Source organism: Bradyrhizobium sp. STM 3561, assembly GCF_045571455.1.
Taxonomy (GTDB): Bacteria; Pseudomonadota; Alphaproteobacteria; order Rhizobiales; family Xanthobacteraceae; genus Bradyrhizobium; species Bradyrhizobium vignae.
This window is the reverse complement of record NZ_CP120695.1, coordinates 411,506-431,036: the sequence shown is the minus strand read 5'-3', so window position 1 is coordinate 431,036 and position 19,531 is coordinate 411,506. Positions and strand designations below refer to the sequence as shown.

14 protein-coding genes and 6 pseudogenes are annotated in these 19,531 nt (G+C 58.2%); 5 read left to right on the top strand and 15 right to left on the bottom strand.

The window, feature by feature from the left end; translation table 11 throughout:
• Positions 1–25: 25 nt before the first annotated feature.
• From P6U28_RS01825 to P6U28_RS01815, 3 genes and pseudogenes are all read right to left on the bottom strand, one after another.
• Positions 26–811 (bottom strand): annotated as a pseudogene (locus P6U28_RS01825) (transposase).
• A 329-nt stretch (positions 812–1,140) separates the two neighbouring features.
• Positions 1,141–1,518 (bottom strand): annotated as a pseudogene (locus P6U28_RS01820) (ectoine synthase).
• An 801-nt stretch (positions 1,519–2,319) separates the two neighbouring features.
• Entirely contained in the window at positions 2,320–2,529 is a 210-nt protein-coding gene (locus tag P6U28_RS01815; RefSeq protein WP_407121613.1) for a hypothetical protein, read from the bottom strand.
• Between the two features lie 391 nt (positions 2,530–2,920).
• Between P6U28_RS01815 and P6U28_RS01810 the strand changes: the two genes are divergently transcribed.
• Entirely contained in the window at positions 2,921–3,124 is a 204-nt protein-coding gene (locus tag P6U28_RS01810; protein ID WP_407121612.1) for a hypothetical protein, read from the top strand.
• A gap of 643 nt (positions 3,125–3,767) precedes the next feature.
• Here P6U28_RS01810 and P6U28_RS01805 read toward each other — a convergent pair.
• Positions 3,768–3,974 carry a hypothetical protein gene (locus P6U28_RS01805; protein WP_209294475.1) on the bottom strand — a complete coding sequence of 69 codons (207 nt, stop codon included), beginning with the start codon at positions 3,972–3,974 and terminating at the stop codon, positions 3,768–3,770.
• Between the two features lie 612 nt (positions 3,975–4,586).
• Entirely contained in the window at positions 4,587–6,041 is a 1,455-nt protein-coding gene (locus tag P6U28_RS01800) for an IS4 family transposase (RefSeq protein WP_407121611.1), read from the bottom strand.
• A gap of 669 nt (positions 6,042–6,710) precedes the next feature.
• On the opposite strand from P6U28_RS01800, the gene P6U28_RS01795 reads away from it, so the two are divergent.
• Complete coding sequence (locus P6U28_RS01795; RefSeq protein ID WP_407121610.1) at positions 6,711–6,914, top strand: hypothetical protein; 204 nt, start codon at positions 6,711–6,713, stop codon at positions 6,912–6,914.
• 195 nt (positions 6,915–7,109) lie between these two features.
• Here the strand turns inward: P6U28_RS01795 and P6U28_RS01790 are convergent.
• The 9 genes and pseudogenes from P6U28_RS01790 to bioB all read right to left on the bottom strand — a co-directional run.
• Positions 7,110–8,144: pseudogene (locus tag P6U28_RS01790) on the bottom strand (IS630 family transposase).
• 51 nt (positions 8,145–8,195) lie between these two features.
• The gene (gene panC, locus P6U28_RS01785; protein WP_122405133.1) at positions 8,196–9,035 is read right to left on the bottom strand and encodes a pantoate--beta-alanine ligase; all 840 of its coding nucleotides are present in this window, start codon (positions 9,033–9,035) and stop codon (positions 8,196–8,198) included.
• Positions 9,026–9,916 carry a 3-methyl-2-oxobutanoate hydroxymethyltransferase gene (gene panB, locus P6U28_RS01780; RefSeq protein ID WP_407121609.1) on the bottom strand — a complete coding sequence of 297 codons (891 nt, stop codon included), beginning with the start codon at positions 9,914–9,916 and terminating at the stop codon, positions 9,026–9,028. The genes panC and panB overlap by 10 nt, the downstream gene beginning before the upstream one ends.
• Before the next feature lie 358 nt (positions 9,917–10,274).
• Positions 10,275–10,484 carry a hypothetical protein gene (locus P6U28_RS01775; protein ID WP_407121608.1) on the bottom strand — a complete coding sequence of 70 codons (210 nt, stop codon included), beginning with the start codon at positions 10,482–10,484 and terminating at the stop codon, positions 10,275–10,277.
• Between the two features lie 706 nt (positions 10,485–11,190).
• The gene (locus tag P6U28_RS01770; protein ID WP_407121607.1) at positions 11,191–12,456 is read right to left on the bottom strand and encodes an adenosylmethionine--8-amino-7-oxononanoate transaminase; all 1,266 of its coding nucleotides are present in this window, start codon (positions 12,454–12,456) and stop codon (positions 11,191–11,193) included.
• The gene (gene bioD, locus P6U28_RS01765) at positions 12,453–13,088 is read right to left on the bottom strand and encodes a dethiobiotin synthase (RefSeq protein ID WP_407123186.1); all 636 of its coding nucleotides are present in this window, start codon (positions 13,086–13,088) and stop codon (positions 12,453–12,455) included. The genes P6U28_RS01770 and bioD overlap by 4 nt, the downstream gene beginning before the upstream one ends.
• A pseudogene (locus tag P6U28_RS01760) lies at positions 13,088–14,238 on the bottom strand (8-amino-7-oxononanoate synthase). The gene bioD and the pseudogene P6U28_RS01760 overlap by 1 nt, the downstream one beginning before the upstream one ends.
• 76 nt (positions 14,239–14,314) lie before the next feature.
• Complete coding sequence (gene panD, locus P6U28_RS01755; protein WP_122405139.1) at positions 14,315–14,668, bottom strand: aspartate 1-decarboxylase; 354 nt, start codon at positions 14,666–14,668, stop codon at positions 14,315–14,317.
• Positions 14,659–15,640: pseudogene (gene bioB, locus P6U28_RS01750) on the bottom strand (biotin synthase BioB); the annotation flags it as partial. The pseudogene bioB and the gene panD, both read right to left, overlap by 10 nt.
• Positions 15,641–15,715: 75 nt before the next feature.
• On the opposite strand from bioB, the pseudogene P6U28_RS01745 reads away from it, so the two are divergent.
• The 3 genes and pseudogenes from P6U28_RS01745 (at position 15,716) to P6U28_RS01735 (ending at position 18,407) form a co-directional block, all read left to right on the top strand.
• Positions 15,716–16,988, top strand: a pseudogene (locus tag P6U28_RS01745) (IS701 family transposase).
• 348 nt (positions 16,989–17,336) lie between these two features.
• On the top strand, positions 17,337–17,954 hold the full coding sequence (locus tag P6U28_RS01740; RefSeq protein WP_407121606.1) for a GntR family transcriptional regulator: 618 nt from the start codon (positions 17,337–17,339) through the stop codon (positions 17,952–17,954).
• Positions 17,955–18,089: 135 nt separating this feature from the next.
• Entirely contained in the window at positions 18,090–18,407 is a 318-nt protein-coding gene (locus P6U28_RS01735; RefSeq protein ID WP_407121605.1) for a Dabb family protein, read from the top strand.
• A 370-nt stretch (positions 18,408–18,777) separates the two neighbouring features.
• Here P6U28_RS01735 and P6U28_RS01730 read toward each other — a convergent pair whose 3' ends face one another.
• Positions 18,778–19,503, bottom strand: a complete 726-nt coding sequence (locus tag P6U28_RS01730) for a hypothetical protein (protein ID WP_407121604.1) — start codon at positions 19,501–19,503, stop codon at positions 18,778–18,780.
• Positions 19,504–19,531: the final 28 nt, after the last annotated feature.

The window sequence follows — 19,531 nt, the reverse complement described above, 5'->3', positions numbered from 1 at the left end:
GCGCTATGATAGCACCGCGTGACAGTTAGGCGGCTTGCTGATCGGTAGGTTCGTTGGCTTGGTGCGGGAGCTTCCATTCCCAGAGCAGCAGTTCGTGCAGACCCGAAGCGGGAAGATCGGCGATCCGGGCGAGGACGTCGGAGAGACAGGCTTTGGGATCGACATCGTTAAGACGACAGGTGGTGATCATCGTCAGCATGATAGCGGCGCGGTGGGCGCCGCGCAGGCTGCCGGCGAAGGTCCAATTGCTCCTTCCCAAGGCGATGCCGCGCAACGCTCTTTCTGCGGCGTTGTTGCTGAGGCAAATCTGCCATCGTCCGAGGAAGCGGCAAAGTCGGCCCAGCGCCTGAGCATGTAATTCATGGGCTTCAGGACCTCGGATGAGCGCGAGAGGGTTTCTCGCTCGCGCAGCAGCCAGGCGTGCATGTCGTCGAACAGCGGCTTGCTTGTCTCCTAGCAGCAGGCGCAGCTCTTCGGGGCCTCGACAACGACGCGCTCGCGTTCGATGTCGTCCGGCCAGGGCTTGCGTACCGGCCGCTTGCGCGTGAAGGCGCGCACGCTCAGGGTTTTCGCCGCGGGGGCCCGCGCGGCAAGCTCATCCTCGCTCGCTTGGTAACCAGTTCTTCGAGCTCCGCTCGATCAGCCGCGCCGTGCGCTCGGAGCGCTGCCCGTACAGTTCGCGCTTGAGCTTCTCGATCCGCAGCTCAAGATGCGCGATCAGAGCCTCGTTGGCCGACAGCTCCGCCTGCGCGCTGGCAGCTACCGCCTCGGCTTGCAGCCGCGCCTCACGTTCGGCCTGCAGCGCCGCCATGCGGTCAATCTGCTTGGGCGCTAATCGAGCGACAGCAAAATGCCAGCGGAAGCTCCCATCCAGAGCGCAAACCTCATCGTACAACTGAGCGCGCTATCAATCGGCACAAGCCTCCGCTCGCCTGGTCTTCCGGACACAGGAAAATGGACATGGAATGCCAAAATAATTCGTCAGCTCAGCCGAAGCGCATCGCGTGCGCATTTCGAAACACCGGCACAAAGACTTTTCTGAGGTCCGCGCGTGCGGTACGAGGCAGTGCTGGATCGCTCGACTAGCTGTTTCTCACCATTAGCGGCAGTTCATGTTGGATTGGCGCTTATTCGCATCGCTCAATATGTGGAGCCTGCCGGGTCGTCGAGCTTGTGGCGCTCGGTTCTGGTGAGGGGCGGGTTGAAGATGCTAACGAGGATCATGTCCTTGTCCCGTTCCCCGCGTAGGAAATGCTTGTCAAGCACATACATGTCACCCTTGCGAATGGGAAAGACATTGCCGTCCATGTCCTCGACCTCTCCCTCTCCGCCGATGCAGTAGCAGGCTTCGAGATGATTCCGGTATTGCAGAAGCGAAAACGGTGTTAGCGCGCACCACGGTGTGGCCGATGCTAAAACCCATGCCGTCCTTATCGGTCAGAAGGCGGTGGCTAGTATCATTGCCCAATCGACGAAGTGATCGATCGCTTCGACGTCGTGCAGGCTACGCACAATCATAGTGTTCGATTGCTGGTGCCAGGTTGAAGTGATTGATCCAAAAGCTGGAGGCCGTTGTTTTGCCGCGGAACTGCGACTTCTCTGTCGCGCGGCCGACTGCGGTCGGAACAACCAACCGTCGGCCGCGGAGAACCCGGGCAATCGCCTACGGGATCGGTTACACGCAAGGCCTGCCATTTTCCCGACGGCGACTAGTGAAAATATCGGCGAGGATCTTTCGCAGCCAAGCCCCATCGGCGCGTACCAACTTGATGTTCCACCTTTCGCGTGGGGCCGACGCTTACCTTTGTACTCCCCAGAATGCTGCTGGGGCTATTGCCGGGGACATAAACTCTCTCCAGTCGCAAACTTGGCAAGTCGTTTCCTTCCTTGCTGTGCCTCTCGCCGCGAATACGGTTCCGCGGCGTCTCAGCCAGTAGAGCAAATCTCATGCCGTGGTCGCAGACCGATGAAAAGATGAAGTTGTGGCTGTCTCAGCTGGCTAGCGACTGAGAACGATTTAGCTGGGCGTGTAGCCAATCTAACAAACTGCCGAGATATGGCCGAATACAAACAGGTCCGCGAGCGAGGACCGATCGAACAGTGCGGCTTTTTAATCCGCTATGGGCTAATGCCGATATAGATTGAGCACCTGATACGCGAGCGGAATGAACTCACGTGCAGGTCAGCAGATCAGGTCCTCAGGGCTAGGCCAACAGCGGGCGGATATCATCGATTATTTGCCAGGTCGCGAGCTCATGATGATGCCGCCGCCGAGAAATCGCGTAGTCTCGAACGCGCGCGTCGTTCGCGGCTCCGCGCCTAGCTTGCCGGCATGTCCGCCCCCTTCCGAAGGCTAAACGCGAGCGGGAAGGTCTTGGCCGAAAGAGACTCGAGCGCGGTCTGCTCCTCGATGAGGCGGTTTTCGATGAACTGGCGTTCGACATCCGACAGGTTCGACTTCAGCAGGCGACGATAACGGTGGATGTTGTTGCGGTGAGCACGAATGCGGGCCAAAAATTCATCGAGCATCCGGACGCTCCTTACGTCGTCGCAATCCTTACCAAGAGATATTCAGGCGAGCATGTCATCGGTCAACGCGCCGCTATCAGCGCATCGCGAAAGCCGCTCGGCAGGCGGATGAGGACCCTAGCAGTTCGTGAAATCGTTCTCTCCTCATCATACCATTTCCAACGCGACGATCCGAAGCGTTTTTGACTCGCTACACGCCGTGTTTCTGCTCGTCTAGTCCTTCAAACAGAGCGGGACGCTTGTAACGTGCAAGGAATAGTCGGTCACGCCCCGCGTGCCGGACGCTTGTCGCTAACAAGCTCGCCTTAGTACTCTCCCCTGGCGGGCTGAACATCATTTGCTGATGTGCTATAGGCATGTTCGTTGAGAACCGCTTTGTTTGAGAGTTTCGATGTCTCTTTCGATTGGGTTGATTGTGGACGGCTATGTGAAACTAAACAACCGCAGCGCGCTGGAGAACCTTCTGACGCATCGGCGGGATTTACTGCAGAAGTTGAACCGGGTTACCGGAATTGATGCGAAGGAAGCGATCGCTCAGGTCAGTCAAGAAATCACAGTGATCGAAACGGCACTTGCGGCGCTCGCACGGGAGTAAATAGCAAAGGGCGCACCGGCTCACGTGAGTTGACGGCGCTTGGGCGCCGAACACTGGTTTCGCCCGCGTTTGCGGATGAGTGTTACGGCACGACGCCTAACCGGCATCCTAGCGGGCAAGGATGCGTGCGCCAAGGCTTGGACGCACTGCCTTTTGTGCGAACTGCCCTTTTTCAACGCTCGGCCGCTCGCAGCGAGCAACGCGCCAACCGATTCACATATGCAAATGCGGGGCGGCGGCTTGCATGGGCCTATCGTGACGTATCGGGGTAATGAACCGAGGGAACTAAGATTGACTGACGGCGCTTGTTCGCAAAACAGATTCTTTGTTCGGAAGGGCGGGAAGGGTTGGATGGTTTATGATCGAGAACGTAAGGGCCCAGCGCTGATTGGGACCAGCTTGGCAGCCAATCTAACCGTTGAACAAGCCGAACGGATAAAGCGGATGCTCACCGCTTCGCGGGAAGACAAGGCCTGATGTTGATATGTGAGACGTTAGCCGACATCTATTTGCGACCCACGATACACCTGTGCGAGCTGGTCAGATCGCTGCGCCGCAGGCGACGCGAAGGCGCGCGAACCTGGATAAGTGGCCACGATCTTCAGCACCGTGGCTGACTTTCACCTCGATGACAAGCCATGTCCTAGATCTCTCGCCACATCGTTGGTGCTTTCGAAAGAGCTTCCTGACCGATCTGTTTAAGCAGATCGGGGCGCGTCTCACCCCTGGTGGCGGCCTCCAGGATTCTAGAGGCGACGTAGGCGCGGACGCCGGTGTCATACGGTGGGACGTTCTCGCAAACCTCATCCAGGATCGTGCGCAGGAGCGCGCTCGTGGCACCGTCCAGCATTGAGAGATCTCCCTCATCCCACCGAGAAAGATAATGGGCATTTGCTGGACCGCAACGCAAGTACATCAGATCGTATGAGACTTCGCGACCCAATTTTAACGGCGCTGCAATGTCCAGCATCTCTGAGATGGCTGATCAATTGCAGAGCTCGATCGAGCTGTTTTTGTTTTCTCGTCGCCCCTGTCGGTTTAACAGACAACCTTCGCCGGGCTCAGAGCCCGGGGTTACGCGCTGCCACCATGCTCTGCGATTATCTAAGGCATGCTCGGCCATCTATAGCGCGCTGAACTGGCTGGTCGGCTGCGGCAGACCAATGTTCGGACGGTGCTAGTTCGTTGCCGACCTGATCAGGTTCATTGCAGCCAGAGGATTTGCCGCCTATCGAGCGTGCTGCGTCCAACCAAGCCCGAGCGCTTCGCATCCTGCACTGTAGAGGGACATCGTGCGCAATTGTTTCGGTGAAGCATATCTTTGCGTCAAAAAACAGCGCCGGCCCCATGTCTGGCGAGGAAATCGCGCCGAGATCCGACGGCCACCCTCAATAACCCGTGACTCACCCCTAGCCGCTCTGGGCGATTTATGCAGCATCACAGTAAACTCACGGTCAGGCTTTCAATTACCCACAAATTCTGCTCCGACCATGGCGCCCAGCGCGATGTCGGTGAGGCGTGACAGCCCGCGCCACATGACGGTATTACCGGGCGGCGGATCGCTGGCGCGGGCGAGATAACCGCCGAGCCGGGCGATCTTGATCAGATAATGCGAGAGCGTTTTCTGGCTTCCTTTTGGTTTGTCGTTGACGAGGCGATCGAGCACGCCGATTTCAGTCGCAGTCAACGCGAGGGTTGGCGGCGCGTCTGGGACGGAGCGGTTGAGCATCGTCATCCAGAAGACCCGCCAAGTCAGGATGCAAAACAGCGAGATCAGATTGGTCAGACGCTGGGCGGTCCTGAGCTTCGACTCCTCAGCTTTGCAGCCCGATTTGAGGATCTTGTGGAACACCTCGATCTTCCATCTCAAAGCATACCATTCGAGCTTCTCAATGGCGTCGGCGCGGGAACCAACAGGCAGGTCGGTGATCAGCTTCCAATCGATCTTCTTTCTGTTTTTCGGCGTCCCGCGCTCTTCGGCATGGATCACCGTCAGGGTCAGAGCGGGATAGCGCTTCTGCTTTCCAATCGGCGGCAGGACTCGAATCTTGCGATACCTGATCTCAAGAACGGCCTGGTCGGAATCGCCGTTGCTGTCTCTGACTTCGATGCGATGGAGCCCTTTGACGGCGACCTCGTCCATTTCGTCGGCGATCGTGTGATCCCCGTCTCCAGCTAAGCGGTCGACGCAGGTCCTGATCAGGAAATGAGTTCCGGTCTCCTGCGCTGCGCAGAAAAGCTCGTAGATGTCACTCTCGCGATCACCGATATGGATGCATCGTCCCGGATGATCCAAGAGTTGCGTAGACTGCTTGAGATTTTCCAACCACCGGACGCTTTCCTTTTTCTCGATGGGAATCCGGGTCGGATTGATCTTCTTTTTAAGCGCTGCTGTTCCCTTGAATTTCTTCCGGGTCCAGAACTTGACGGCCGCCAACCCCAGCGGCACACCTTCGATTGTAACCGCGAGGCTCGAATGCATCAGGATGCCGCAAACCGTGTGCGATCTGAGGCGACCCGCCTTATCCCGTCCACTGTTTATGCTCTTCGTGATGCCGATCGCTTCTGACTTCTCGCGTTGATAGCTAAATTCGGTCGTGTCGTGCAGCACAAGAACGAGACCTTCAGTGGCGGCACGATCACGTGTCGATTGGAAATGGCCGGCCAGAATGTCCGCTTCGCTGACCCGGTCATTAGAGAAGAAGCGGTAGGCTGCCTTGGTATTCGCCCAATCCTGGCAGACGAGCGGAATGCTTTGTCCCATGGCGCTTCCAATCTGCGTGAGCAGTTTGCGGAATCTGTCGCCGAGCCGCGCGTCCCTAAACTCGCATCCGCTACTCTCTCGATCAATCCAACATTCATCTTCCAAGGACCGCAAACAGCCTTTTGCCGATCGATCCCTTAATGTCAGCCCCATAGAGCACCCCCTCGCGAATCAGGTGCTCAGCAAGGAATCACAAGTGATTCTTTCGATTCAAGATTTCGCCGATCAGCGGATCAGCCCGAGTCGTCAAAGTTATGGGTAATTGAAAGACGGTCAGGGGCGCGTGGCCATGATCCATAATCGCAGGTATTGGCAGCAAACAATTTTGAGCGAGCGTGCTTTGGGAATGCCCGCTTGCAGGCGGATGATCTCAGTAACGTCCTGCGTTTTGGACATAAGCCTGGTGTAGAAGTGACCCCAGCACGGACATGCGAACGTCCTGTGAAAATTCATCGGGGGCGCTGCCGCAATGCAGGATTTGAGCGCGGGAGCGCGGCTCGTCGCATAAATCGATATTGCGATTTTGATACACTCTCCGCCCAGAGCAAACACATGCAACCGGGGGGCGGCATATTCCGCGGCTACATTGTGAGCCATTACTGCAACTAGCATGAGCCATGAGCGAGATGGCGTCGCGGAAGTTGCCGTCGCATCTGCGAATTGGGCGCGAGCCCCTTTGCAGGGAGTGAGCTAGCAAACCAGCCTGCCGCGGGCTGCATTTGAAACGCTCCGATCTGAGGCCAACGCGCTTCGTTCAGCGGGGAGAAGAGACTGGGCTGCTCAGATTTTCCGCTGTGTTTGTCGAATCAGAAAGGGAGCTACATGAATCATCTCGGCAGCAGCCAACGTCGCACAACATCTGTGATGACGGCCGAACAGCACGAGCTTGAGCGCTGCAAGCAGGAGAATGCGCGCCTCAAACAGCTGGTTGTACGACTTTCTGAAATTGCTTTGCGCCACGTCGCAGAAAGCGCGCATAGCGCTCAGAATGTCCCAGATCGTCTGAGCGAGCCGCCGAAGTTATAATACGGAAAGCGAACTCGCACTTGGCTGCGCTCGGGAGCGTGGAGCGGTCCGGTCTTGCTCACTTGTCAGCGGCAGAGCCAAGATCATGAGCTCGAGCGTGGGCCAGTTGTTCAGGAGCCAAAGGAGCAGTTTCGGATCGCGTTCGAGAGCTCTTTCAGGATGCTGAGGATTTCAGGGTCAACTGATCGGGTTCGACTACTTCTGAGCGCAGTCGCTTGCGGATCTGGCTACGCGCTGGAGCGTTTCACGTTTCATAGAAGCGTATCCGGCGTTCTCGAAATAGTTGCTGCATTCGTTGCGCTGGATGGTTGTGATGAGGCCGCCGATATGGCGGCAAATGTCGTCGATCGTGCGCTTCTGGGCGGAGCGCATCCAGTGCTTGATTTTGGCTAAGGTCTGTTCGATCGGATTGAGGTCGGGGGAGTATCGCGGCAGATACCAGAGCCTGGCGCCGACGGCTTTAATCAAGCTGCGCAGGATAACCGACTTGTGGCTGCCGAGATTGTCCATGATGACGATGTCGCCCGGGTGAAGCTGAGGAACGAGAACCTGCTGGACATAGGCGCGGAAGCATTCGCCGTTGATTGGGCCGTCGAACAAGCAAGGTGCGGTGAGGCGTCGCAGCGCAAGGCGCCAAGGAACGTCAGCGTCCGCCAATCACTATGTGGCGTGAAGCTCCGCACCCGCTCGCCTTTTGGCCCCCATCCGCGTAGTGGGGCCATATTGGTCTTAATCCAGGTCTCGTCGATAAAGACCAGGCGCCTGGGGTCGAGGTTGGCCTGCCATGAGCGCCAGCGCTGGCGTCTACGCGCGATGTCGGAGCGAGCTCGCTCGAGGGCGAGCAGCATTTTTTTTGGATCGCAGTCCTTCGCGCCGTAGAAACGGCCAAACCGCATTGTGGGAGACCTTGACCCCGCGCGCGGCAAGCTCGTCCTTGAGGGCATGAAGCGTCAAATGCGGCGTCTGACTGATCCGCTCTTTGATGAAGGCGCGATGTGGCTGAAGCACGGGCTTGCGATGGCCGCCCATCTTCCCGGGCGCTACCGAGCCGGTCGTCCGATAACGCTGCGACCACTTCACAACCGACGACACCGCAACCCCAAACCGCGTTGCTACCGAGCGGCAGCTCTCGCCCTTTGCAACTGCGGCAACCGCACGCTTACGCAGATCATTGGAAATCGATCGGACCATCAGATGCTGGCCTCCAGCCCAGCCAGCATCTTGAATCATATTCGTCCCAGATCCGGAATTCCTTCCGATTCAATAAATCCGTGAACCGCTCTAGGTCAGGACTACATTGTCGATCAACCGCGTCGAGCCCACATACGCTGCCACACAGAGCACCGCCGGATAACGCAGAGGGCTCTCGGCAATCCTGAGGGTCCCAGCGTCGACAAGCTCAAGGTACTGGAGACGATCGACCCTTTGCAGATGCTTTCTTGCAAGCGCAATCAGCGTTGACGTCTCCCGCTCCCCTGAGGCAAACTCTTGGGATGCAGCGAACAAGCCACGGCTGATCGCAAGGCTCCGACCACGTTCTTCCGGGCTGAGATAACGATTGCGACTGCTCATTGCCAGTCCATCTGGCTCCCGCACGGTTGGCAAGGTGACAATCTCGATCGGAAGATTCAGATCAACCGTCATGCGGCGTATCACAGCGCATTGTTGAAAATCCTTCTGGCCAAAGTACGCGGCGTCCGGCTGCACCATGTTGAATAGCTTGCAGACAACAGTCGCTACACCACGAAAATGTCCGGGCCTGAAATCTCCGCAGAGCGGTTTTGCGAGTTCGCCCGGCTCGACAAAGGTCTCAAATTGAGCCGGATACATCTCCTCTGCACTTGGTGCGAAGATGATGGAGACCCCGGCACTACGGCACAAGGCTTCATCGCGCGCGAAGTCGCGAGGGTACCTGCTGAGATCCTCATTTGGTCCGAACTGAGTGGGGTTGACGAAGATGCTAACGACAGTGACATCGCAGTGTCGACCGCTGGCCGAGATCAGGGACAGGTGGCCGTCGTGCAGGTATCCCATGGTCGGAACGAACCCGATGCGCTTTTCGGCCTTGCGGACGTCTGCAACAGCCCGACGCAGCTCAGCGACCTTCGTAATTACTTGCATTTCTTACCTTCTTCTGAATTGGAGGGCACCCACTTGGCGATGGCATGCCGAAGCTGATCAGGAAGCCGATAGCACTCCTCTGCGCCCGGGAATGCACCTTTGCGGATATCGGCAGCCCAGCGCGACAGCGTCTCCTGCAACAGCTGGAATCCATTTGTATAGGCACGAACGAATTTGGGGCGATGGCCTTCGGTTAGCCCCAAGACATCATGGAACACGAGTACTTGGCCCGAGCAATCGGGTCCTGCTCCGATCCCGATGGTGGGTATCGTGAGAAATTCGGTCGCTCGCGCGGCGAGCTCGGCAGGAATCCCCTCCAGGACCAGAGCGAAACAGCCGGCTTCCTGCAGACGGTGGGCGTCATCGAGCAGACGCAAGGCGGTATCCGTTGTCCTTCCCTGCACCTTGAATCCACCCATGACGTTGACGCTCTGCGGGGTCAGACCGAGATGTCCCATGACAGGAATTTCGCAATCGACTAGGGCGCGCACCATCTCGACGCGTTTGGCGCCACCCTCGAGTTTCACAGCATCGGCGCCACGCTGCAGAAAACCTCCTGCATTGCGGATGGTATCCTCAAAACCGACATGAAAGCTCAGAAAGGGCATGTCGGCCACAAGCAGGGCATGAGGCCTCGTGCGCGCAACAGCCTCCAGGTGATGATTCATCATGGCCACGCTGACGGGCAGAGTGTTTTCGAAGCCCAGGCAGACGTTTCCAACGCTATCGCCGACCAGGATGATATCAACAATGGGATCCGCGATGCGCGCCGTAACTGCATCGTAGGCGGTGGTCATCACGACACGACGTCCTTCACCCTTCCACTGCTGCAGTGCCGGAATCGTGACACGTTCTAGAGGCTGCTCTGAACTGTGGCTCATATTGGATCCGCTCCCACACACTTTCGGGGCTTCCTAGAGAACGCAGGAGAAACCTGTCAATGGCATGGAGGATGGAGAACTTAGTTCTCCAGAACTGGAGAACAACGCAAAAACAGTCCAATGGTCGCGCAACCATCGGGCAAGACCTTCCTCATCGCCCTTTCGCCACCCGATGGCTCGTTCTTCCCGTACAGTTTCAGCCCTCGATCGAGGAGCGGCGCTCGCGACGGGCCACCATCCGCACGCGTTTCTGGGCTGATCGCAGTGTCTCCAAACGGTGAGGGCTCGACCGAAGCGCGCTGCAGATGCACGCAGCGAGAGGCTTCGTCTTTAGGGGCACATCTCCGCGTCTGCTGCCCTAGGGGTACTCGTGAGGCTCCTGCTTCGGCGCTGGCGCACCGAGCAATGCAAACGGATCCCAGGCCAGGAACGTCCAGAGGTGACAGGCCGTTGTAAGCGCAGTGAGAACGGCGGCCGAGTAGATGTCGTCGGGAACGCGCTCAGACCGCGCCAGCCTGCCGGCCCTGTAGGTCCTGAAGTCGATTATTTTTGCCGATGTTTCTGTCACTTGATTGTCCACGCGCTGGCGAATCGAATTCCCAACAAGTCTGACCAGGGCGGTACCCACAGCTCGGTCTAGCCCTAAGCCGCTCGCAACCATCGAAGCCATTTCTGATCGGCCTCCCGCCGCGCCTTGAAGCGGTTGACGCATTTCTTGGAGCAAAGGGCCGTTCGCCAGCAGTAATAGCGAATCAGCCCAAACTTTCCGCCGCATATCGCGCAGCATGTGGCTGAATGGTCGAGTGAATTACGGAAGCCAATGTGCATTCTCGCCTCCTGTCAGACATTCACTTGGGAAGCCCCGCTACCCTCTCACCGCGGCACCACGATCGCACCAAAGGAGCGGCCGCCCGACGGTCCGTCTCAATGGCCTTGCAGCCATCAAGAGCCTGACTGTGATTGCAGCGATTGCGGCTGCCTCACGAAGCAGTAATTTTCGCAGAATGCCTCGCCGAGAAGCTCAAGATAATGGATTTCTCCGCCGTGATTACGGCAATTCGCCCCGGCATTTCGGCCAAATGCTGCGCGTCTCATGGCTAGTCCGCAGGATTGCTGCGGCAGTTGGATCAGGAGCGAGTAAAGCAACTGCTTAAAGCGGATCAGCCTGCGAGCCGTGGGCGCTGCATCCCCCTTGCATTATCAAACGGCAGCAATACGGACGCTTCCGCCTTGCAAGACCCTGTCACAGCAGACGATTGCAGCACTGATGCACCTCACATCAGCAAGTCAGCAGCGTCGCGGATGGCAGCATAGATTTCATCAAGATCGGCCGCCGTCACGCAGTAAGGCGGCATCACGTAGATCGTATTACCAAGCGGGCGTAACAGCAGATTCCGCGATTGGAAGAAAGCCAAAAGCTTCGGCCCGATGTCCGCCAGATAGCCGGCATCGCTCGTGTTGAGTTCAAGCGCTGTGACTGTTCCTGTGCGCCGGACGTTTGCGAACCGTGAATCGTCGCAAAATGGCGCGAGTGCCCGTTCTTGCATCTTGGCCAAGGATGCGACCCGCCGGCGATAGTCCTGATCCTGCCATAGGTCGAGATTGGCCTTGGCGGCGGCGCAGGCCACTGGATTGGCCGTATATGAGCTCGAATGAAAAAACGTACGCCTGCGATCTTCCGAATAATGCGCATCGAAAATATCGGCACGACAGAGTGTGACGGCGAGCGGCAGCGCCCCAGCCGTGAGGCCTTTCGAATAGCAGGCAATATCGGGCGTGACATCGGCCTGCTCACACGCAAATAAGCTACCCGTCCGGCCCCAGCCCGTCATGACCTCGTCGGCAATTAACAGGACGTCGAAGGCTTCGCAGATCCGCTTCATCTCCCTTAGCACCGAGGGAGAATACATCAGCATTCCACCGGCACCCAATATTAGCGGCTCCACAATAAAGGCTGCGGGATGTTGGTTTCGACAGGCGTTTTCAAGCGCATCGAGCGCTATTTGCTCACGATCTGTTGCCGGGAACGGAATCGAGGTCACCTCGAACATCAGCGCCCCGTAGGCCGCATTGAAGACGCCTCGGCTACCTACCGACATCACCCCGATCGTGTCGCCATGGTACGAGTGCTGCATCACCACGATTTGGGTTCGCTGTCTTCCGGTATTGTACCAGTAGCCAAGCGCCATTTTCAGCGCGACTTCGACGCTGGTTGACCCGCTATCGGAGAAGAACACATGTTCGAGCGCCGGGGACGTCACCTTCAATAGTTCCGTCGCAACTTGCTCAGCCGGTTCGTGAGTGTATCCAGCGAAGATGATCTGGTTGAGCTTGCCTGCCTGTTCTCGGATCGCGTTCACGATGCGTGGATGGCAATGGCCGTGGGTCACGACCCACCAGGAGGAGATTGCATCGATAAGGCGTCGGCCATCTTTGGTGTAGAGATAAGCCCCCTCTCCCCGCAGCACCTTCGTCATGTCCTGCTGTAGAGCATGCTGCGTGAACGGGTGCCAGATCGGCGACCTCTTGGCCATCTTCATAGGTTCAGGAAATCACTGCCAACAAAGGAGACTTTGAAAGCGGCCTGCAGCCCATCGTTCGTGAGGGGATCAAGCCACGGGAGCCGTCCCAACCAACGCACTCTCCCGATCTCGCAAACCGCGCTTTCAGTTTCTGCGTTTCTTTCGCCAATGAACGCAATTCCAAGGATTCGAATCTGACGCTTCCGCAGAGCCTCTATGGAGAGCAGAGAGTGGTTGATTGTGCCTAGTCCCGTCCTTGCGCAAAGCACGACGGGAAGCTGCCAGCGTTCGAAGATGTCGATGTAAAGAGTGCGCGCTGCCAACGGCACCATGAGCCCGCCGGCGCCCTCGATCACGAGTGGCCGCTCGCCCATGTCCGGCAGTCCAAGTGTCTCTGTGTCTATGCGAACGCCGTCAATCTCCGCGGCGTAATGGGGCGAGGCGGGCGTCCGAAGTCGATAGAGCTCCGGGACAATGCGATCGGACGAGAGGCCGCCGAGGCGGCAGACGCACTCGGAATCGGTCTCTTGTTCGAGTCCAGCCTGGACCGGTTTCCAGTAATTCGCGCCGAGCAGGCCAGCGAGTCCTGCGGAAAATACCGTTTTGCCGACCCCGGTGTCCGTACCGGTCACGACGATCCGATTATTGATCAAAACGACCCCCTCGTCACCTCAACAAGCGCATCGAGCATTGCGCACACGTCCGCTTCCCCAACATTGAGCGTCAACGAAATTCGCAAACGGGCGGTGCCTGCTGGGACGGTTGGCGGCCGAATTCCGCGGATGTCGAAGCCGCGCGCCTGCAGAGCAGAGGCAATTCGCATTGCATGAGCATTGTCACCGACGATATACGGCACGATCTGAGAGGTCGACGGCGTGTGCAAACCAAGGGAGGTGATCTGCCGATGCGCGAACGCAACGAGCTTGGCCAGCCGTTGCTGCCGCTCCGGCTCCTTCTGTAAGATGAGGAGTGCCTCTCGAACGGCAACGGCCATCAATGGTGATGGGGCAGTAGTAAAAATAAATGGACGGCAGCGGTTGACCATGAAATCGCGCAGGATGCCGGAGGCCGTAACAAGTGCACCCGCCGCACCGAGCGCTTTGCCGCAGGTATGAACGACGATGAGATTGTCGCGCCTGTCATAAGGAGCCGTGAGCCCTCGTCCCTGATGCCCGTAAGCACCTGTGGCATGAGCCGCATCGACGATCAGAAACGCGTCATGGCGATCGGCGATTGCCACCAGCTCTTCGAGTGGAGCGAAGTCGCCATCCATGCTGTAGAGACTTTCGGCCACAATCCAGATGCGGCCCGCTCCACCATTGGTTCGCCACTCGCGAATTGCGTCTTCGACTGACTGGGGATCATTGTGCGCGTGAACTCGGTACTCTGCGCGGCCGGCTCGCGCCCCTTCGTGAATACTGGCGTGCACGAGGGAATCGAGAACAAGCAGATCGCCGCGCTGCGGCAGCGTTGTCAGGAGGGCAAAATTTGCGATGTAGCCGCCTCCAAAGAAAAGCGCCGCCTCCGCGCCAAAGAACTGAGCCGCTTCCGTTTCGAGCCGTTCATGCTCCTCGCAATTGCCGCGCAGAAGCCGCGACCCGCCGGCGCCAACCGGAGTGCCCGCCTCGAGCGCGGCGACCATCGCCTCTTTGATGCGCGGGGCGCTCCCGAGCGCCAGATAGTCGTTGGATGCGAAATCGATCCCCACGCGCGGCCTGAGTCGCGCCGCCGTTTATCTTCGTTCAAGGCCTTCAGCGCTGCGACGTAGGGACTAAGTCTAGCTGTTTGGATTGACCGCATTCATCTCTCCCAAGATCGCATCAAGTCACGTAAAAGATCCGTTGGCCGCTGAAGAAGGAAGGATGGCCGTTGAGGCTCAACTTGCCAGGATGCGATTGTCTCGGTCCACACGCACAATGCGTGGCTTGAATATCTTTGCTTCGGCCGCGTCGAATGAGGCATATGCAACGATAATGATCTTGTCTCCGGGCATCGCCAGTCGGGCGGCCGCACCGTTCAGGCTTATCGTGCCAGACCTCGGCGGCGCCTCGATCACGTAGGTGGCAAAGCGCGTTCCAGTTTCGACATTGTAGATTTCGACGCGCTCGTTGATCACTATTCCTGCTGCCTCCAGGAGCGTACGATCTATCGAGATCGAGCCTTCATAGTGCAGATCAGCTTCAGTCACTGAGGCGCGATGGATTTTGCCCTTCATCAAAGTTATCTGCATTTCTCGCCTAGGCTGGATGTAGGGGCAACATATTGCGCGCACTGCTTCCCTCCGGCGAGCCCGGACGTGATGCCGAGCCGGGCCAGCAGATCCGCATCGCGATCAACTCTCGGGTTTTTGGTGGTCAAGAGCACGTCGCCTATGAAGATCGAATTTGCGCCAGCCAAGAAGCAAAGCGCCTGCAATTCATCCGTCATATTGCCGCCCGGCGGACAACCGAACCACACTCCGCGACATCATGATCCGCGCGGTCGCCACCAGCCGGACCAGCGCGATCGGGTCGGGAGGTTCCGCGGTGTCTTCCACCGGCACCCCCTCGGTCTTGTTCCATAGGTTGATCGGCACGCTTTCGGGATGGCGGGGGAGATTGGCGAGCAGCACGAGCATACCGAGGCGGTCCTCGACCTGCTCGCCCATGCCGATGATCCCGCCGCAGCAGATCTTGATGCCGGCATCGCGCACATGCGCCAGCGTATCGATGCGGTCCTGCAGGCTGCGGGTAGTGATGATCTTGCTGTAAAACTCGGGGGATGTGTCGACGTTGTGATTGTAGAAGTCAAGGCCGGCCTCGGCGAGACGTGCGGCCTGCTTCGGCATCAGCATGCCGAGCGTGACGCACGTTTCCATGCCGAGTCCGTTGACCGCCTTGACCATGTCGCAGACGGAATCAAGATCGCTATCTTTTGGCGTGCGCCAGGCCGCCGCCATGCAGAAGCGCGCGGCGCCTGCATCCTTCGCGCGCTGCGCGGTCGCAACCACATCCGCGCAACGCATTAGACGAGTGGCTTTCAGGCCGGTCTTGTAATGGGAGCTTTGCGAGCAGTAGCCGCAGTCCTCCGGACAGCCGCCGGTCTTGATGCTGAGCAGGCTCGCAGTTTCAACGTGGTTTGGATCAAAGTTCTTGCGATGAGTGCACTGCGCCTGACGCATCAGGTCGGCAAAAGGAAGGTCGTAGAGCGCCTTAGCCCTACTGAGTCAAGCGGTCGCAGTCCTTGAGGCTGGGAATCAAGTATTGAGGAGATTCAATCTTTGGCGCGCGGAGGCAAGATGGATCTCGATCAGAGCGAAGCGCGGTTCGCGTCGTATGTCGCGGGGCTTGGGAGCGTGATTGGTCACGCGGAGCGGGCGAGGCCGCTGCGCGACTATTGCACAGGCCTTATGTTGCGGGTGAGCGCAAGAGCGTTGAGCCGATGGCGGCGCGGACGGCTCCGGCAAGGACGGCAGCACAGCACCAGTCGCTGCTGCACTTCGTTGCCAACGCGGGTTGGTCAGATGAGGACGTGCTGGCCAAGGTCCGCGAGATGGTGCTGCCGGCGATCGAGAAGAATGGACCGATCGAGGCGTGGATCATCGACGACACGTCATTCCCCAAGCAAGGCAAGCATTCGGTCGGCGTGCACCACCAATATTGCGGGCAACTCGGCAAGCAGGCCAATTGCCAGGTCGCAGTGTCGCTGTCGATCGCCAACCACTCTGCCAGCCTGCCGGTCGCCTATCGGCTGTATCTGCCACAGGAGTGGACCAAGGACCGTGTCCGACGGAAGAAGGTGGGCGTTCCAAAGGAGATCAAGTTCAAGACCAAGCCGCAGATCGCACTGGAGCAGATCCGCTGGGCCTGCGAGGCCGGCCTGCCGCGCGGCGCCGCGTTGATGGATGCGGCCTATGGCAGGGACTCGCAGCTGCGCGCTGGCATGACGGAGTTGGGCGTGCCTTACGTGGCCGGCATCGTGCCGACCATCTTGATGTGGGCCCCTGGCAGCGGCCCACGGCGGATGGACAAGCCGATGAACAACACGGGCCGCCGCGATGAGCCCGATCTGATCTCGGCCAAGAAAGTGGCACTCGGTCTACCAAAGCAGGCCTGGCGCACGGTGAACTGGCGCGAACCCTCGGCCGATCAGCTGTCCTCGCGCTTTGCGCGTGTGCGTGTCCGTGTCGGGTACAACAAACTGATCCCCGAGACGCTGTCGCCGGAGTGGCTGTTGATCGAATGGCCAGAGGACGAAGCAGAGCCAACCAAATACTGGCTTGCCACGGTGCCTGAGAATGTCAGCTTCCAGCAATTGGTCGATTTGGCCAAGCTGCGCTGGCGCATCGAGCGCGACTATCAGGAGCTGACGCAGGAGGTCGGGCTTGGTCACTACGAGGGACGCGGTTGGCGCGGCTTCCATCACCACGCAACTCTGTGCATCGCGGCCTACGGGTTCTTGATCGCCGAGCAGGCGATGATTCCCCCTCAGCACCTCGTTCCGTCGCGCCGGTCCAGGTACCTTCCTTACCCGACAATTATAGACCCAGAGGCTCCGCCCATGCGGCCTGAACGCCATGTGCCAAACTCAATCGCAACCATGCGCGTGCGGCTGATCCACGATCTCATCAAAACGATGATGCGATGTCCCTGTTGCGGTGCCATTGCCGCTTCACGCACGCATAGAAACCCGTGACGCAGTAAGATTAGTCTCTTCGACTTTCCAATGACAACGAACCTGCGCATCGGTGCCTGTTTCTTTGCGCTGGGCTTGCGCGGCAGCATCCATAACCATCTCGCTCAATTGTAGATAATCGCGTCAATTATCTATCGTCATTGCTCTCGAAGAGATGCTAATCGAGTTGCCTCACAAATGCATCGGTTATTGCGGTAGATAATCTATGATCACCTACTGACAACATGACGACGGTCGCGCGCATCGCGGATTCAATCGCTGAGCGCATTATCAGCGGCGCCTTAGAGCCAGGCGCGCCACTCCGCCAGGATCATGTTGCACGAGAATTCAATTCCAGCCACGTCCCCGTGCGTGAGGCATTTCGGCAGCTGGAGGCGCAACATCTTGTTGTTGCTGTGCCACGTGGCGGTGTTCGGGTCGCCCCGCTCGATACCCGCTCAGTGAAAGAGATCGCTGAAATGCGAGCTGCGCTTGAGGTGGTGGCATTGCGCCATTCGGGGCCAAGGCTCACAATAGGTCATTTGACTCAAATCGAGCTCGCCTTGATCCAAGGAGATAATGCAAAGACGGTCGAGGAATTTGAGATGGCCAACCGCGCCTTTCACCAAGCCTTGATCGCGCCCTGCGGAATGCCGCGTCTGCTCGCGAGCCTTGATGGACTGCAGCTTGCCAATTCGAGATTGGTGTTCGCGATGGCGCGATCAGTGGGCTGGCGACCGCGGTCCAATCAAGATCACCGCCTGATTCTGCAAGCCTTGCGAACGCGCAACTTAGATCAAGCCTGTAACCTGCTTACGCGGCACATTCAAACCATTGAGCGCCTTGCCCTTCCGGCGTCCTGAGCAACTCTGGCAAATTTCATTACGGATCGCCGACGATCGCAAGCGACGATCATGTGGCAAGCGCCTAGCCTCATTGCAACGGCCTCTATTCCCAGATAGTTATGGCACCAGCTAGCGACATCTCCAGGAATGGCCATGATTCGTCACATCGTCTTCTTCAGCGCCAAGGAAGAGGCGCGTTACGACCAGATCATGGACGGTCTTTCGCTTCTCACCACGATACCACATGCGCGCCGGCTTGAGGTTGCCCGCAACCGCAAGACCGATCAGCTCGGCAACGATATCGACATCGTGGTCTATGGTGAATTCGACAGCGAAATGGAGCTCGCGGCGTACAAAGCGCACGATCTCTACCAGCAGTCGATTAAGTGGGGCCGACCGCTCCGCGAGCTGCGCTTCGCGGCCGACTACGAAATATCAACAGATGCTCCTTTCACCTCCATTGCAGGATGACGCATGGAATAGTGGCTCCCACTCGCGACTTGTCACCTGAGGACAGGGACGTCCTTTTAGGGATCCAATCGGGGCAGCAGAAGACAGAGAGCCGTGCGTTGTGACGTGGCGGCTCTGGACGAGGCGGCGGCGAAGTATGGCACTCCAAATATCCTCAACATGGATCAGGGTAGCCAATCCATCAGTGCGACCTTCACTGGCGCGTTGACGAACCTGGGATCAAGATCTCCATGGAGGCCGCGGTCGTTAAATTGACAGCATGGGCGGCAGTGACGGTCGCTTAAGCAAAAGGGCATCTATTTCAAGCGAAAACGCGATAACTATTGCATTAGCGCCCAGCCGGTATCCGCTTTGTGTGACCCACTACCCTCTACTCATGAGAAGACTTGAAGACGTGGCAAGCGTATTGCATTCCGCCGCTGCCCCCTGTGGTCCCTGATGGGATTGGCAAAATTAACGAGCGTGTTTTGATTGCAAGCACTCGGACTACATTAGGCGATATTGAGGATTCGCTCCAGTCGCGCGACTTCGTCCCGCAACATTTCGATAGCCGCGTCGCGATTGTCCGAGACATTCCAGGCGGTGTGGACTGGCGCTTCAGCGTGAGACGAGGCCGATAACGCTCCCCTCTTTGCTGTCTGGAAACCCACCACGTCCGAAATATCCGCCGATAGCGTTCAGTTACCTCCTCTCCCGTGTCCATAACTCCGGCTTTTCGGGCGTGTAGCAGTTCCTCCTCATATCCGAGTTCTAGAAAAAGCTCGGCGCCGACCAGATTGGTCATTGTTTGCATCTCTTCGACGCTCAATTGAGATCGCCATGCCTCAACAGAGCCTTGGTCGATGGTGGTTCGCTCTAGTATTTTTCGGTCTCCGAAGCTGCTGGTTCGGAGATAATCTGCTTGTTTCATGTCCGCAGATGTGAAAGCCGCTGGATCACACTCGAGCGCCGCCAGCAGCCGCCGAACTTCCTCGTCAGGGTGCGCCACGAGCATTTCGTATTGCACCACGTGTGTCTGCGGGCGAGTGCGGTGCGCAGCTAACCTAGGAAGGCCCAGAACTAAATCGGCAAGGGAGGATATGATCACGTCGGGCATGCGGAGCATGAGATCGACGATACTGGAG